Here is a 14,999-nt window from a genome sequence, read left to right on the forward strand (position 1 = left end):
CTCGACAATCCAAAGACAATTGAGAGGCTAGGACTTTTGTCCCAACCTCCTTATCTATCCTTCATCAAATCTAACAAACGATCTTCCATGAGTTTAGCAACATGCTGATCTCGGCAGATTACCAAGAGAGTATTGGCACCCGCAACTGTTCCTAAAATCCATTCATCCTTGTTGGCATCGACAACATTGGCTAAAACTGCGGCTTCACCCAATTTAGTGTGCAAAACTAAGGTAAACTCTGCTCTTGCTACACCTTCCAAATGATGGGACAAGAACTCAACCAGGTCAATCTTCTCTGTCTCATTTGCTAGTACGTAGTAGACCTTATCATTTTTCTTAACCTTGGTCAAGCCCAGTTCACGAAGGTCACGCGACAAGGTCGTTTGCGTCACAAAAACATTGCGTGCTTCCAACCGATCCTGGATCTCTTTTTGAGTCCCTAATTTTTCCTCAGTGATCATCTGCTTGATCAACTGATGACGTTCTCTTTTTCTCATAACATCCTCTCGAGTGAATATTTATAACATTTTACAACTATTTAATAAGAACATTATACCAAAAAAACTGAATATTTCAAAAAAATTCTTATCATTCCTCAAAATTGTGATAAAATAGAAGAAAAGTCCAAAGGAGTTTATAATGAATACAAAACAATTGATTGCTAGCGAATTGGCTAGCGTCATTGATAGCCTGGATCAAGAGGCTATTTTAAATTTACTAGAACAACCCAAAAACTCTGACATGGGAGACATCGCCTTCCCTGCCTTTACTCTAGCAAAAGTTGAGAGAAAAGCTCCACAAATGATTGCAGCAGATATCGCTGAAAAAATCAATAGCCAAGCCTTTGAAAAAGTCGTCGCTACTGGACCTTATGTTAACTTCTTCCTTGATAAAAATGCCATTTCTGCTCAAGTATTACAAGCTGTTATCACTGAAAAAGAACACTATGCTGACCAAAATATTGGTAAACAAGAAAATGTTGTTATCGACATGTCTAGTCCCAATATTGCTAAGCCATTCTCTATTGGTCACCTGCGCTCAACTGTTATCGGAGATAGCTTGTCACATATCTTCCAAAAAATCGGCTATCAAACGGTCAAGGTCAACCATTTAGGAGACTGGGGTAAACAGTTTGGAATGCTGATTGTTGCCTACAAAAAATGGGGCGACGAAGAAGCTGTAAAAGCTCATCCGATTGATGAACTTCTTAAACTCTACGTTCGCATCAATGCTGAAGCTGAAAATGACCCTAGCTTGGATGAAGAAGCACGCGAATGGTTCCGTAAACTTGAAAATGGAGATGAGGAAGCTCTCGCACTTTGGCAATGGTTCCGTGATGAAAGTTTGGTGGAATTTAACCGTCTTTACAATGAATTGAAGGTTGAATTCGACAGCTACAACGGGGAAGCCTTCTACAATGACAAGATGGATGCAGTTGTAGACATTCTTTCTGAAAAAGGACTTCTTGTTGAGTCAGAAGGTGCCCAAGTTGTGAATCTTGAAAAATATGGAATTGAACACCCAGCTCTTATCAAGAAATCTGACGGTGCAACTCTCTACATCACACGTGACTTGGCCGCTGCCCTTTACCGTAAAAACGAATATCAATTTGCTAAATCTATCTATGTCGTTGGTCAAGAACAATCTGCTCACTTTAAACAACTTAAGGCTGTCTTGCAAGAGATGGGGTACGATTGGAGTCAAGATATTGTCCATGTTCCTTTTGGATTGGTAACAAAAGAAGGCAAGAAACTCTCTACTCGTAAAGGGAACGTTATCTTACTAGAGCCTACTGTCGCAGAAGCCATCAGCCGTGCCAAAGCGCAAATCGAAGCCAAAAATCCTGAACTTGAAAATAAAGATCAGGTTGCTCATGCTGTTGGAGTTGGAGCCATTAAATTCTATGACCTTAAAACTGACCGTACAAATGGATACGACTTCGACCTTGAAGCCATGGTATCCTTTGAAGGCGAGACTGGTCCTTATGTTCAATACGCCTATGCTCGTATCCAATCCATCTTGCGCAAAGCCGATTTCAAACCTGAAGCAGATGCTAACTATAGCTTGAATGATACTGAAAGCTGGGAAATCATTAAACTCATCCAAGATTTCCCACGTATTATCAACCGTGCGGCGGATAACTTTGAACCTTCTATCATTGCTAAATTTGCAATTAGCTTAGCGCAAGCCTTCAACAAATATTACGCTCACACTCGCATCTTGGATGAAAGTCCAGAACGCGACAGTCGTTTAGCCCTCAGCTATGCAACAGCAGTTGTCCTCAAAGAAGCACTTCGTCTGCTGGGTGTAGAAGCACCAGAGAAGATGTAAATCGCCAAAGTTACTTGATTGCAAAGCAATCTAAGTAACTAACGCCAAATCCTATAAGGGATTTGGCTAGGCGCTTCACTAGTTTTAGGACATAAATATGATCGATTTATGTCCTAAAACGTCGTAATCTTAAAGTTATTGGAACTACAGTTCCTAGTCTCTTGACGGCAATCGCTATATGGCGATTTGCCTAAACGCTTCACTAATTCACCTAACCAAATAATATCGATTTAGTTAGGCTCATGTCGTAGGCTTTTAATCACTTTATTGCAAAGCAGTCTAAGTAACTAACGCCAAATCCTATTCGGACCTTGGCTAGGCGCTTCACTAGTCATGGCCTCTAAATATAATCGCTTTAGAGGCCCACGACGTCGTAAATGAGGCGACTTGCCTAAACGCTTTACTAATTTATCTGAACAATAACATCGATTTGGTTAGGTTCATGTCGCAATCTTAATGTTACTGAATTGCAGAGCGATCTAAGCAACCGATCCTAAACCTCTACGGACTTTTATTTGGTACTAGGGGCGGAGTGCATTACATCTACTATTTTAGATTAGCGATCACTTGCCTAATTTCTATATTGTCATTACTTGAAAAGCGAAAAATCTTTTTCGCTTTTCTCTTGCTATTAATTTCTTTATCACTTAGGGAGAGATTTTATGAGCCAATATGCTTATATTTTAGTTGTCATCAGTCTTGTCGTTCTTTTTCTCATTAACAAATACGAAAAGGAAAAACTACAAGTCCTTCTACAAGAACAGCTTTTAAAGGATGAAACTTTTCGAGCTACTATCAAGGAAAAAATTCAAACAACAGAAAACATCAACGATGTCATCGACTACATCAATAAGGGATATCGTTTGGGAATCATGATTTCAAAGGAAATTGTGGAAGACATCAGAAAATGAAAAAGGATTCGAGATGCTGTACTGACCCCAAAAAGTTAGACAAATAATTATTGAAAGGATTTAGTTCTGTATTGCACAGGACTGAGTCCTTTTAGTTTTACCTTAATGCGTTTGTTGTTGTAGTAATAAATATAGTCTACAATAGCTTGTTTCAATTGGTCAAGTGATTTAAACGACTTCTCATAACCGTAAAACATCTCAGACTTCAAAATACCAAAGAAGGACTCCATCATGCCGTTGTCTGAGCTGTTACCCTTGCGTGACATGGATACTTGAATTCCTTTACTCTCTAGGAACCGATGATAAGAATCGTGTTGGTATTGCCAGCCCTGGTCGCTATGGAGAAGCGTATTCTCATAATGTTTCTCTGTAAAGGCCTGTTCCAACATTGTTTTTACTTGTTCTAAGTTTGGTGAAGTTGAAAGATTAAAAGCAATAATTTCGCTGTTAAAGCCATCTAAAACTGGCGATAAGTAAAGCTTTTGACTGCTTGCTGGAATGGCAAACTCTGTCACATCTGTATAGCACTTTTCCATTGGTTTAGCTGCTTCAAACTGGCGTTGAATAAGGTTATCTGCTTTCTTACCAATCTCTCCTTGGTAGGAAGAATACTTCCGTTTCCGACGAATTCGAGCTGTTAAAGCAAGGACTCTCATCAGACGTTGGACCTTCTTATGGTTTACTATATAACCACGATTTCTCAATTCAAGAGTCGTTCGACGATAGCCGTAATTTCCCTTATGTTCATCATAAATGGCTTGTATTTCCACTTTGATAGCTTGATCTTTATCTACTTGATTCAGCTGCTTTAAGTGGTAATAATAGGTTGAACGAGCAAGTTTGATAATGTTTAGAAGGATATCTAAAGGAAACTCTGTTACTAATCCTTGAACAATTTCTGTTTTTCTTCTAGCTCTTTTTCCTCCTTCAATCGGAGTTCTCTCAACTTTTTTAGAATAGCATTCTCCGCTCTCAGGTACTCATTTTCTGCTTGAAGACGTTCTAACTCTGTCATCTCTTCAGGTTTTTTCTTTGGCTTACGTCCCATTTTAGCTGGTCTCCCTCTTGTTTTCTCAACAATAGTATACCCGTTTTTTCTGTATTGTGCTATCCAATTAGGCAACATTCCAACACTTGGAAGAGCATAATCTAGAGACGCCCTTATTTGTGAACAACCTTCAAGTAGAACTTTATCAATGATTTCTTGTTTTAGTTCAGGTGAATAGTAACAATTCTTTCCCTTTTTGACGATTTCTATTCCATAACAATCAATCAATTTAATCATGTACTTAAGATTAGAAATGTTTATCCCAAATTGATTTGAAAGCTGCTTGAAGCTTTGACCTTGCTTTCTAAGTTCATAGATCTGAATCTTATCCTCATATGTTAATTTCATAATAAAAACACCCCAAAAGTTAGATTTTTTCTGTCTAACTTTTGGGGTGCAGTTCATGCATTTCTCGAGTCTTTTTATTTATTTCTGACAGCTAAGATTTCTACCAGGATAACAATCCCTAAGGATACCATGGTTCCAAATGGTGCTGCATCTTCATCAAAAATTTTCTCAGAGAACAGTAGCAGAGCAATCGCTAATAGTAGCAAAGCACTGCATAGCATAATATCCTTGAAGCTTGGTTTGCGTTTTATATACTTTAAAAATGATTTCTGTAGTTTACTCATTTCGATTGTCCCCTTTTTAAGTAAATCCTTTATTCATGGAATAAAACTCTTCCTCAGAAAATCTAGCCTCTTACAAAACTTCTAATTCATAGAGTTCCGCGATAATTCCTGCAACCTTTTTAATATCTCCCAGCATTCCACGCATCTCAAAGTCAGCTAGAACAGGGAAACCAAAGCGTTGGCTGTATTGTTTAGCCGTCAAACAGTATTGGTTGTTAAAGTTACGATTACCGGATCCTACAACACCAAAACACTTGCTGGCATTGTCACCATAGGCGATAAAGTCACCTACTGGAGTGGTCAAAATCTCTACATCTCCGTTGTCAACACCATTGCCACCTTCTAGGTAAGTCGGTAGGAAAGCCACATATGGGTTGGTCATCTCAAAGAAGTCTTCTCCTTCTTTGACCAAGTCTTTAATATGAATTTTTTCTACTTCAATATTCTCATACTGCTCTAATAGGTAAGCCTTCAATCGTGTTACGAAACTCTCCGTATTTCCGCTCAGACTGATGTAGACCAAGGAAATTTTTTTCATTTTCTCCTCCTTTTTTGAATCATAAAAAATAACTACCAAGATTGTATCTTGATAGTTATGCTTTGTCAACTCTTAGGCAAGTTCTTCCTCTTCTTGAGTTTCTGTTAATTCTTTTTGCTGACGCCACATTTTATAAAAGACGATTGCTAGGAAGATAACATTGAGTACGATCCCAAAAATGGCTGAACCTTTGGCACCAAGCTCCGCTCCCATACGGATGTTAGGGTCTGTAAAAAGTGAAACCGCATCCTGAACGCCGATAAAGTTGTAGATAGAACCAACGATGGCAACGAAGACATAAGCAAGATAAGTGTAGTTAGCCAATTGAAGGTTTTTACGAATAAGGAAAACCAAAGCCACAACAACTAGAATAACAGATAAGACAACCAAGAGAATGCTGAAGACAGAATGACCATGCTCCGATACCTTAATGGTGTAATCAACGAGCTCCTTAGCATAAGTAGCATTAACACCTGATGCTGATGTTTCTAGATTGTTCATACCCTCCGCAGTAGGTACTGGAGATATGATTCCAAATAGTGACATTGCTGAGAGTAAGGCTGAAAAAATCAGTAATACCCATAGATAGATTGGTTTCTTTTTCATCAAAGCAACCCCCTTATGTTTTTTTAGTTTATTATAGCATATTTTAACAAGCAAAACAAATCTTATAAGTTTGCTTCCACCTGTTTACGGTAGGCTTTAGGAGACTTCCCACATAGTTTTCGAAAGACCTTATAGAAATAACCAACATTACTGTAACCAACTGTATAACAGATATCCTCAATACTATCATTGGTAGATAGCAAGAGCTGCTGGGCAGCCTTAATGCGTTGCTTATTGAGAAGCTCCGCAAAGGTTGAATTGGTTTCCTTCTTGATTAGCTGGCCCAAATAAACGGAATTGATAAAGAGATCCTTGCTGATATCCTTGAGGGAAAGTTCTTTTTTGTAGTCTCTACCAATGACTTCAAGCACACTAACTACATTTTCATTCATGCGGTATTGGCCAAAGAAAGATATCAAGGTTTCCTTGGTATAAGCGACTAAGTCCTCAAAAGTTGTAATGGCATGGATGTTCTTGACAATATCTGTCATGTCGTCTGCCTTCAAATGCTCAAAAAGATGGAAAACATCCATAACAAACTGAGTAAAGAGCTGCTTAGTGATAGAGACTCTCGGTGTATTTTCAAGAACAATCTTCTCAAGTAAGGTCAACTCCTCGATAATCTGCTGGAGATTCCCCTGGATAATCACTCGATAGATGGGTTCATAATATGAGAAGAGACTTTCAGACTGATCTAAATTAACAGTTCCATAGAAGAGTGCCTTTTCTACATTAAATTTCCATTTTTCAAAGTTGGCTTGATAAGGTGCCTCAAAAGGCATGACCAACAAGCCCGCAAATTCCTGATCTGCAAGGATAATTTGCCAATCTTGCCCCAGAACGTAGTAAGGAATGACAAAATTCCCTTGTTTTTCCTTGGAAAGTCCGATCCACCAATTTTCTTTTTGGCTGAGATGAGCCTTGAATGCTTCTTCATCTAGTTGCTGACTCAATATTTCTGGCTCATGAGATTTTTCACCAAGCTGACTGGCAATCTTTTCAAGCAAGCGTTCAAGCTCAACCTTATCGACTGGTTTGACCAGATAATCAACGACATTGAGATTCATGGCTTTTTTGACATAGTCAAATTCTTGATAGCCTGAAAGGAGGATATAGTAAGCATTTGGCAACAACTCCTTCATCTCCCCAATCATCTCAAGCCCTGTCTTGTCAGGCATATTGACATCAGAAATGACAATATCTACGGGATGTTCTCGAACGTAGTCCAGAGCGTCGTCAGCATGATTGGCTGTTGCAACTACTTCCATATCCCATTTGTCAAAAGGAATCAAACGTTTGAGTCCTTCTGTAATCATGTACTCATCGTCAACTAAAAGTACTTTATACATCTTTATCCTTTCTCTTCATTTTGAATGGTGATTCGATAGCGAACACCTTCTTTTTCAACTGATTCTACACTGATGTCATAGCGGTCGCCAAAGTAGAGTACAAAGCGCTCATGCACATTGACAATCCCAATGGACTGACGTTTCTCACTATAATCCACCGTATGTTCGAAGGTTCTTTGAGCTAATTTATCCTGGATCTCTGCTAGCTTATCAGCAGGCATTCCACGTCCATTATCGGTTACCAAGATCTCAACATAGCCATCTTTTTTCAAAGCCTTGATACTGATCACATTATCTGTACGTCGATGATCAACTCCGTGGGCAAAATAATTTTCCACCAAGGGTTGGAGGGTGAATTTTGGAATGCGCATTTCTTCCAATCCAGGGTCGATTTTAAATCCGTAAGCAATGGATTTTGGATAACGCACCATACAGAGATAGCTGTACTTCCGACCAAACTCTACTTCTTGTTTGAGTGTCGTTTCTCGCTCGTCGGAAATATTATTGCGTAGGAGACTACTGAACTCATAGATGATATCTGCTAATTCATTTTGATTCTCCATCACAGCATACATCCGCAGAAACTCCAGAGTATTGTACATGAAATGTGGATTTATCTGAGCTTGTAGGGCGCGCATATTGGCATCTTTTTGGCTCAGTTCAAGCTGATAAATATCATGGATATTTCTCTCCAATCGATCCAACATATCATTTGTTGTCTCAGCGATTAAAAGTAATTCCTGGTCTTTTTTCGTGAGATCAATTCTTTTACCTTGTTCTCCTTGCGCAATATCATGGATTGTTTCCACTAGGTCAACAACCTGGGTTTGATACTTCGAAAATGTTTTTTTCAAGGTTACATATAAAATAACGATAAAGAGGAGACTCAAAGCAAGAATAAAAATCGAACTAAAGATACTCCCACTAAGGACATAATCCCTCGGAACTGCAACCTGAACCTGATATCCATGAGCTGTCTCATCTTGCAACCATTCCTCTCGATCACTTTTTTCACCTTGGTGAAACATATCCGTTTCAAAAGGAGAGGTGATGCTCACAGCAATTGGGATATTTCCTCGGGTATTATCAATAGCCTTATAAAAAACATCGGAAGATACAGAGACATAAATAACACCAAGAGCTTGATCCGATACTGGATCGGATACGGGAATGGCGAAACTATTGGCATCTGGCTTAAAGGCATCTGCAGAAACTTTGTAACCACTACGATTGTCCCTAGTCGAAACATAAACTTCTGTCGAGTCTTGCAAGACAATGGCTACACCCGTTACAAAATCATTGCGCACATAAAGGTCATCGATATTTTCATAAATGGATACAGAAATATAGGGTGATGCCTTACGTTCCAGTTGCCAGTAAAAATAATCCGGTGTACTAAGGCTAAAATACTTATAAATTCCCTCGATTCGCGCTTGATTATCTACTAAACCTTGGGCTGAACGGGCTGACTCTCGATAATAATACTCAACCTCGCTCACTGTTCGAGTCAAAACCCGCTGGGAAACCTGTCTTGCTTCTTTTTCTCGACTATCCCAGTTCACATAGGAAATCAACAGAGCAAAACTAGCAATGATGACAATCATCACCCAAGTATAGGTTCGAAGGAGTGAATGAAGCCAAAACTGTTTCATCCTATTTGGACGCCAATTTTTCATGAATGCTTTCATAAACAGGCTCCAATAAATCACTAATAAAGAAATGCCACATACCAATCCCTACAAAAATGATAAGGGCTGGCATATAGAACCCAATAATGGCTAACAAGACGCTACCAAGAAGAACTTTAGCCACTGCTGATAAGCTCATAAAAATTCCGATAAAGGCAAGCTTTAAGGTATTTTGATAGGATAAGTCAAAATAAACTTGTAATTTTAGAGAAACTGTATAAGCCAAAAATACCAAGGCTACCAAAAAGATATTTAGAAAGGTTGCTGCCAAATGGATAATGGTCTGATGCGGCAATTGGATCATGAGATACAAACCATAAATCAAGATCAAGTCAAGTCCCATAAAGGTGTAGAAACTGAGATTGCTTTTAATAAAATTACTCTTGTAAAGAGCCCAAGCCTCTTTAAAACCATAGGCACGGTAAGAATAACCATGTTCTGCAAATAAACTCATGATAGTCGCACTAGCTGGTGCTATACCAAAAACCACACCTCCTGCTAGTGTCAATAACCAAAAATAAGCTGTAGCTATCATCCCCAAAAAGAAACGATGAAAGACTAGCTCAATAAAATTTCCCACGGTTTGCCTCCAAAAAAATAATCTAGAACTATTATAACATATTTCAAGCGCTCTCAAAAAAGAAGAGGATAGAAAAGGTAGTGAGAGTTGAACTCGCTACCTTTTTAGTAGCAAGTCCGAAGTAAGCATCCATCCTTGTCAAAGGTGTACAAATGAATAAGTATATAGTTGTTTAATAAAGGTATTTGTACTATAATAAAGATAGATAGGAATACCGATTAATGACCAAAGTATATAGTTTACAAAAAAATTCAACAGAACCTAAATTACAAACCATTGTAGCACTATGTATAGCCTTAACATTACCTTATCCAGTTTCCATAAAATTAATGGAAATTGCTGGAAGAAGTTTACGACAATCATCCATAGAGGAAATGATTTATGCTGAATTTCTCCAAAAATCTTACGAGCTTTCTGTAGAGGATTGCAATCAGATGTTGACCAACCTAAACTATAGCACCTTAACTACGAAGGTAACATTGTGAAGAAATTCCCAATCACTACCAATAATAAATAAAAACCGTGATTTCATTTTGAATCACGGTTAATTTAATTGACTGAAAAATAGAATAACTATGAAGATAGTTTACTTTATTGAACCACTATTCCATTCCTTGTTTTTTATTAAATCTAAAACCAAAGGAAACTATGTTATTTTATATAGCATTTTCGGTACAAAGTTAACACTAATTTTTTGTAATCTTCTGACTGTAATAGAAATTCTAATATTTTTAATTTGATAAATTGGTAGGGTTCTTTATAAGATAAGATAGATTTTTTGTATTCTTCTATAACTTCTTTAAGAATCTCTCTAATAATCGCTATTTTTTTGTTTTTAACTAAATCTGCTCTAATTTCTCGTTCAGCCTTTTGTTCAACTTCTTTTAGAATGTTTTCTACTATTAATCCCATATCTTCATGATGTAACCTTTCATCTAAGCTCATATATTTTATGTAATTCAAATATTCATTTGGTAAGCCATGCTTTTGAATTTCTAATTCTTTTAAATCCTTTAAATATATTGGAATATTTTCAATCGGAAAATTAACTTTATAGGGATGAATTACAGGTATAGCAGGTAATTTATGTCTTTTATAAATTCTATTACAAATCGTACACATTGGTACTATATTAAAATGTCTTAAGCATAGGATTGGGAAATATGATTGTGGCAAGAAATGATCCAAATCCCTTGTACCTACACAAATTTGTTGTTGACAAACTGAACAATAAGTTTGATACTTACCCTTAGAAAAATATTTTTTTATTGATTCTTCATAATATAAAGAATAAGCTGTTTTAGCTGTTTCAGATTTTTCAGAGAATATATAATAATAAATATCTTTAAAACTAAAATACGGGTCGGTTTTATTTGATTCATAAAAACTACCAATATCTGAAACAGTATTTGGTACTGGATTGCAAGAAGTTGACTGTTCTAAGTATTTAAAATAATTTTCATTAAAAAAATTGTCCTGTTCAATAATATCATCGAGAAAATCACTATTACTTAAACCATCAATCAATTCTTTAATTGTCGGAACATTATCGTAAACAGTTTTAAGTTCCTTTAAATTATTATTTAAAATCGTTGATGTTGGAACACCTTTATTACATTGGTTTAGAAATGAGCTAATATCTTTCGATAGCAATTCTAATTTACTTTTTCTACTCATTTATCTACCTCGTTAATTAGTTTTTCAAACTGGGTAATTTTTTCTTCTGTTAAAACTTCACTAATAATTTGATTTCTTACTGAACTATATGCTATTTGATTAATTCTATCTAAAGCACCGAATAAATCTCGCTCGGATAACTCTTTGATATTCGCTGATTCTTTCTTTATAAGTGGATTATTAAAATATGTCACATCAAAAACAAAACTCAATATGTTATCAATATTGTTCACAAAGGTTTCTTCTTCAAGAACCTTCACAGATATACTATTACCTTCATATTTAAGATAGAATACTTGCTCCTTATTAAACATCCCAACTACAATAGGAGATTGGCTAGCAATAATAAAGTGACAATCTAAATCTGCGAAACATTCTCTTAACAAATAATAATATTGATTAATCCAATATGGGTTCAAATGGATTTCTGGTTCATCGATTAAAATCAAACTGTCTCTTTCAATATATAAGCTAATTTCCATAATCCGAACAAAAAGCGCTAATTCTCCTGAGCTAAGTTTAGTTATAGAAATAGGACTACTATTCTTCAAAATAAGTAAATCATCAATCAAAAAATTACCAGTCTTTTCTAAAATATCGAAGTCTAAGTTTAATAATGTACCATTATCAAAAAATACTTCTCTATAATATTCTAATATAGAATCAATCTCTAGTACCCTTCTATCACCCTCATAAGATAGTTGCTTACCAAATTGTTGTTGTATGTTCTGATATGTCTTTTTCAAAATAAGTAAAAGACTAAATAATTTTATTGAGGATTTGCTATCAAGTTCTAAAAAATATTTGCTTATACTATCGAATTGAAGCTGGAAATGGGAAGCAAATTCCTTTATGTTGAATACAAAGGATTCTTTTAAGTGCATTAACTCCTTAAAGTTTTCATATACTCCAGAAAGCCGTTTCTCGAAGTCTAGGGATCCATTTATGTTGTATTTTGCATATACATAACTATCATAATTATTCAAAAGATGATCAATGAAATATTTCTTTCTATAATTTAAATCTTGAAATATTGGTAGTAATATTTTTTCAACGTATTCTGTTATAGCATTTTCACTAAGATAGTTATCGTTTTTCATTTCTGTCATTATATTAGAAATTATTCTATTTTTTCTATCGAATAAAGTTTCAAATGACTCTATTATATTTCCAGTTTCTAAGTTAGAATAATTTAACCGTTTCTCTACGAGTTCACATAGAGAAAGATCAAAATTCATTATTGACTGTTCAAATAAATTCGAAATCCTTTGCTGATTAATAGACTGTATTAGTAGGTAAACTGAGTTACTATCAAACCCTATTAGATTCGATACTTCTTCTTCTACTTTTTTAAAATGTCCCTCATTACTTATCTTGCATTTAAAATATGAACTACTAGCTAATGAAATAACTTCATTCCAGGAATGATGAGGATAGACTATCTCTACCTCTTTTTTCGCTTTAAATTGGGTATCAGCACCAGATTCATTCACTCCCCCCTTTTTTCTTCTAGAAATTTGAGCTCTAATTCTATCATACGGAGAATAGGTTGATAGAATAATTTTTTTTATTTTCCCTTCAATATTTAAATTACATTTAATATCTTCACGATTATATTCCTTCGAATAGTAACTCAAAATAGTTTCAAAAAGCGTACTTTTCCCTGAACCATTATTTCCTAGTATTAAGCTATAGGTGTTACTTTCGTCATTTGAACTATCATTAAATTCCATATTCAAATCTTTATTAAAAAAATTGCAACTAATGTTTTTAACTCTCATTATCTTTTCCTTTAATTCAAATTATTTTAAAATAAATACAACATCTTTACGAACACATTCCGTAAATAAAGAATTCTTTTTTATCACAAATATTTTAAGCAGTATATTTTATAAAATTTTAATAATTAACTATAATAAAATATCATTCTGCACTTTCAGTACATAAATTCTTCTTTCTAACACTAATTTATGAAGCAGATTTTGTCCATGATCTTTATTATCAAAAGTTTCTCCATAGTGATTAATAAGTTTATAAACTCTCTCAACCTGCTCCTTCTTATGAGATTGACCATCAAAGTCATCATAATAAAACTTTAGTACTACATCTGAATTATATACATCAAATGTATCAAATATTGAAACAAAATATGAATAGTCTGCTTCACCCAATGAATGTCCGTAAAATTTAATGATGTCTATAGAATTATCATAAATTTTTAAAGGTTCTTGTGGAAGCTCAGTCATAATACGGAATGTTTTTGTAAACTCCATAAATTCTTTATAATTATGATTGTCTATCCCTAAGATTATATTATCTAGTAATATTCCATGAACGTTATTACCTCCTCTAGAGTTAAAAAACTTGGTGCTATTAGGGAGAGGAGTATAATTAAAAGATAACAGAGAATTACTATACTCATTAGTAAAAGGTACTCCAGATTTTAATAGTTCATCTATAAAAAATTGAGATTTTACATTATATATGTTTTCAGGAAAACTTTTAATTTCATTTAAAAGATATTCCTTAAAATTGGATTCAAAAGTTTTTACTTGACTCATCATTAAGGACATTAATTCTTTTTTTAAATTACTTACTGATTCTTTTGATAGTAACCAATTAGTCTCTATAATTTGTGACAAGTAATTTAATATTTCAAATGTTAAATTTTTTTCTTCTGATTTGGTCATAAAGTCATGAGAGCGAGTATAATCGACTATCCTATCTAGGATACGTTTTTTCCTATCAGAATCTACACTCAATAAATAACTTTTAACATCGTCTTGGTCAAATTTATTAATTATTGTTAGACATTTTAGTAACAGTAATTCTACATCAATCCAATTATAATTCTCATCTGAAGCCAGGAATGTGAAAATATTATTCTTCCTCTCATCATCACTTAAAGAAGAGTAATATTCAGCATATGTTGACTTTAATCCTAAATGTTTATCAAATCCATTCCCAATAATTAATAATTGCTTAGTTGGGTGGGGGTTTAAAGTGTTCAAACTCATTTGAGGTTCTCCTATTCTTTATTTAATCAAATACTTTCCCTTTATTTTTTAAAAGGATATTACTACCTTTCTACCGAAAGTGTTCTCATAATCATTGTATCATCCCAATTTGAAATATTAATTTTTACACTCTTATCTTTACATATAGCCTTAATCATTCTTAAAAAATTCTGATCATTTGTAAAAGACAGAAAGCGATCGTAACATTCAATAACTTGATTGTTATCCGAAAATATGATTGGAATTTTTCCTAACGTCCTGTTCAATTCAACTGCATCACCAGTGTAATTTTCTTTCAACATGAACCTGTTGCTAAAAAGTTCAATAACGTAATCCCTCTTCATTTTCTTTACCAGTGTTTTTCTTTGATAATATTCTGAAATAAATACTCCAATAATACCTGATGTGATAACTGAAGTAATAATTGTGTTAATAATATCCATACTAATTTCCCTTTCAATTCATGCTATCATTATATCATTAATTGATAGTATTTTCCTTTAGTAAATTACTAAATAGGCTGAGACAAAAAGATTTTGATTTTAGGAATTCTTTATTATAAATTTTTAAAATCGATAGACTAGACAACAAAGCGAACAAGACAGAATTCTGAATGTCAGAT

Annotated in this window: 15 protein-coding genes; 3 read left to right on the forward strand and 12 right to left on the reverse strand. The window is 34.7% G+C overall.

Translation table 11 applies throughout. The features are described 5' to 3' along the window. Positions 1 to 50: 50 nt before the first annotated feature. On the reverse strand, positions 51 to 497 hold the full coding sequence (argR, locus tag ADH31_RS08230; RefSeq protein ID WP_001231485.1) for an arginine repressor: 447 nt from the start codon (positions 495 to 497) through the stop codon (positions 51 to 53). 142 nt (positions 498 to 639) lie between these two features. Here argR and argS point away from each other — a divergent pair, with 142 nt between their 5' ends. Both argS and ADH31_RS08240 read left to right on the forward strand, forming a co-directional pair. Then, positions 640 to 2,331, forward strand: a complete 1,692-nt coding sequence (gene argS / locus ADH31_RS08235; RefSeq protein WP_049510086.1) for an arginine--tRNA ligase — start codon at positions 640 to 642, stop codon at positions 2,329 to 2,331. 662 nt (positions 2,332 to 2,993) lie between these two features. Next, positions 2,994 to 3,242 (forward strand): hypothetical protein, encoded by a 249-nt coding sequence (locus ADH31_RS08240; RefSeq protein ID WP_049510088.1) that lies wholly within the window; start codon positions 2,994 to 2,996, stop codon positions 3,240 to 3,242. 47 nt (positions 3,243 to 3,289) lie between these two features. On the opposite strand, the gene ADH31_RS09780 is transcribed toward ADH31_RS08240, so the two are convergent. The 7 genes from ADH31_RS09780 to ADH31_RS08280 form a co-directional block, all read right to left on the reverse strand. Further along, a protein-coding gene (locus ADH31_RS09780; protein ID WP_152904352.1) for an IS3 family transposase occupies positions 3,290 to 4,638 on the reverse strand; the annotation gives its coding sequence in 2 pieces (ribosomal slippage) (positions 3,290 to 4,197 and positions 4,197 to 4,638; 1,350 coding nt in all). Positions 4,639 to 4,712: 74 nt separating this feature from the next. Beyond that, positions 4,713 to 4,922 carry a hypothetical protein gene (locus ADH31_RS08255; RefSeq protein WP_000040887.1) on the reverse strand — a complete coding sequence of 70 codons (210 nt, stop codon included), beginning with the start codon at positions 4,920 to 4,922 and terminating at the stop codon, positions 4,713 to 4,715. Positions 4,923 to 4,992: 70 nt separating this feature from the next. Continuing rightward, the gene (nrdI, locus tag ADH31_RS08260; protein ID WP_049510091.1) at positions 4,993 to 5,460 is read right to left on the reverse strand and encodes a class Ib ribonucleoside-diphosphate reductase assembly flavoprotein NrdI; all 468 of its coding nucleotides are present in this window, start codon (positions 5,458 to 5,460) and stop codon (positions 4,993 to 4,995) included. A gap of 72 nt (positions 5,461 to 5,532) precedes the next feature. Beyond that, complete coding sequence (locus ADH31_RS08265) at positions 5,533 to 6,066, reverse strand: ABC transporter permease (RefSeq protein ID WP_049510093.1); 534 nt, start codon at positions 6,064 to 6,066, stop codon at positions 5,533 to 5,535. Between the two features lie 62 nt (positions 6,067 to 6,128). Next, positions 6,129 to 7,415 (reverse strand): response regulator transcription factor, encoded by a 1,287-nt coding sequence (locus ADH31_RS08270; RefSeq protein WP_049510095.1) that lies wholly within the window; start codon positions 7,413 to 7,415, stop codon positions 6,129 to 6,131. Positions 7,416 to 7,417: 2 nt separating this feature from the next. Beyond that, positions 7,418 to 9,091, reverse strand: a complete 1,674-nt coding sequence (locus tag ADH31_RS08275) for a sensor histidine kinase (RefSeq protein WP_080980089.1) — start codon at positions 9,089 to 9,091, stop codon at positions 7,418 to 7,420. Beyond that, complete coding sequence (locus ADH31_RS08280; protein WP_049510098.1) at positions 9,069 to 9,683, reverse strand: YesL family protein; 615 nt, start codon at positions 9,681 to 9,683, stop codon at positions 9,069 to 9,071. Before ADH31_RS08280 ends, ADH31_RS08275 begins: the two co-directional genes overlap by 23 nt. Before the next feature lie 221 nt (positions 9,684 to 9,904). On the opposite strand from ADH31_RS08280, the gene ADH31_RS08285 reads away from it, so the two are divergent. Further along, the gene (locus tag ADH31_RS08285) at positions 9,905 to 10,168 is read left to right on the forward strand and encodes a hypothetical protein (RefSeq protein ID WP_049510100.1); all 264 of its coding nucleotides are present in this window, start codon (positions 9,905 to 9,907) and stop codon (positions 10,166 to 10,168) included. A gap of 166 nt (positions 10,169 to 10,334) precedes the next feature. On the opposite strand, the gene ADH31_RS08290 is transcribed toward ADH31_RS08285, so the two are convergent. The 4 genes from ADH31_RS08290 to ADH31_RS08305 all read right to left on the reverse strand — a co-directional run bounded on the left by ADH31_RS08290 (position 10,335) and on the right by ADH31_RS08305 (position 14,820). Further along, positions 10,335 to 11,360 (reverse strand): hypothetical protein, encoded by a 1,026-nt coding sequence (locus ADH31_RS08290; RefSeq protein WP_049510101.1) that lies wholly within the window; start codon positions 11,358 to 11,360, stop codon positions 10,335 to 10,337. After that, positions 11,357 to 13,141 carry an AAA family ATPase gene (locus ADH31_RS08295; protein ID WP_049510104.1) on the reverse strand — a complete coding sequence of 595 codons (1,785 nt, stop codon included), beginning with the start codon at positions 13,139 to 13,141 and terminating at the stop codon, positions 11,357 to 11,359. Before ADH31_RS08295 ends, ADH31_RS08290 begins: the two co-directional genes overlap by 4 nt. A 129-nt stretch (positions 13,142 to 13,270) precedes the next feature. Continuing rightward, entirely contained in the window at positions 13,271 to 14,377 is a 1,107-nt protein-coding gene (locus ADH31_RS08300; RefSeq protein ID WP_049510105.1) for an AbiH family protein, read from the reverse strand. A 62-nt stretch (positions 14,378 to 14,439) separates the two neighbouring features. Next, positions 14,440 to 14,820, reverse strand: a complete 381-nt coding sequence (locus ADH31_RS08305) for a DUF6680 family protein (protein ID WP_049510107.1) — start codon at positions 14,818 to 14,820, stop codon at positions 14,440 to 14,442. Positions 14,821 to 14,999 lie beyond the last annotated feature (179 nt).

It is taken from the genome of Streptococcus pseudopneumoniae (assembly GCF_001072375.1).
Taxonomy (GTDB): domain Bacteria; phylum Bacillota; class Bacilli; order Lactobacillales; family Streptococcaceae; genus Streptococcus; species Streptococcus pseudopneumoniae_L.

Excerpts from the sequence above, each read along its gene's own strand:
- ADH31_RS08275 (WP_080980089.1), bottom strand. The coding sequence starts at position 9,091 with ATGAAAAATTGGCGTCCAAATAGGATGAAACAGTTTTGGCTTCATTCA.
- ADH31_RS08265 (WP_049510093.1), bottom strand. The coding sequence starts at position 6,066 with ATGAAAAAGAAACCAATCTATCTATGGGTATTACTGATTTTTTCAGCC.
- ADH31_RS08255 (WP_000040887.1), bottom strand. The coding sequence starts at position 4,922 with ATGAGTAAACTACAGAAATCATTTTTAAAGTATATAAAACGCAAACCA.
- ADH31_RS08305 (WP_049510107.1), bottom strand. The coding sequence starts at position 14,820 with ATGGATATTATTAACACAATTATTACTTCAGTTATCACATCAGGTATT.
- argS (WP_049510086.1), top strand. The coding sequence starts at position 640 with ATGAATACAAAACAATTGATTGCTAGCGAATTGGCTAGCGTCATTGAT.
- ADH31_RS08295 (WP_049510104.1), bottom strand. The coding sequence starts at position 13,141 with ATGAGAGTTAAAAACATTAGTTGCAATTTTTTTAATAAAGATTTGAAT.
- ADH31_RS08285 (WP_049510100.1), top strand. The coding sequence starts at position 9,905 with ATGACCAAAGTATATAGTTTACAAAAAAATTCAACAGAACCTAAATTA.
- nrdI (WP_049510091.1), bottom strand. The coding sequence starts at position 5,460 with ATGAAAAAAATTTCCTTGGTCTACATCAGTCTGAGCGGAAATACGGAG.
- ADH31_RS08300 (WP_049510105.1), bottom strand. The coding sequence starts at position 14,377 with ATGAGTTTGAACACTTTAAACCCCCACCCAACTAAGCAATTATTAATT.
- ADH31_RS08240 (WP_049510088.1), top strand. The coding sequence starts at position 2,994 with ATGAGCCAATATGCTTATATTTTAGTTGTCATCAGTCTTGTCGTTCTT.
- ADH31_RS08290 (WP_049510101.1), bottom strand. The coding sequence starts at position 11,360 with ATGAGTAGAAAAAGTAAATTAGAATTGCTATCGAAAGATATTAGCTCA.
- argR (WP_001231485.1), bottom strand. The coding sequence starts at position 497 with ATGAGAAAAAGAGAACGTCATCAGTTGATCAAGCAGATGATCACTGAG.
- ADH31_RS08270 (WP_049510095.1), bottom strand. The coding sequence starts at position 7,415 with ATGTATAAAGTACTTTTAGTTGACGATGAGTACATGATTACAGAAGGA.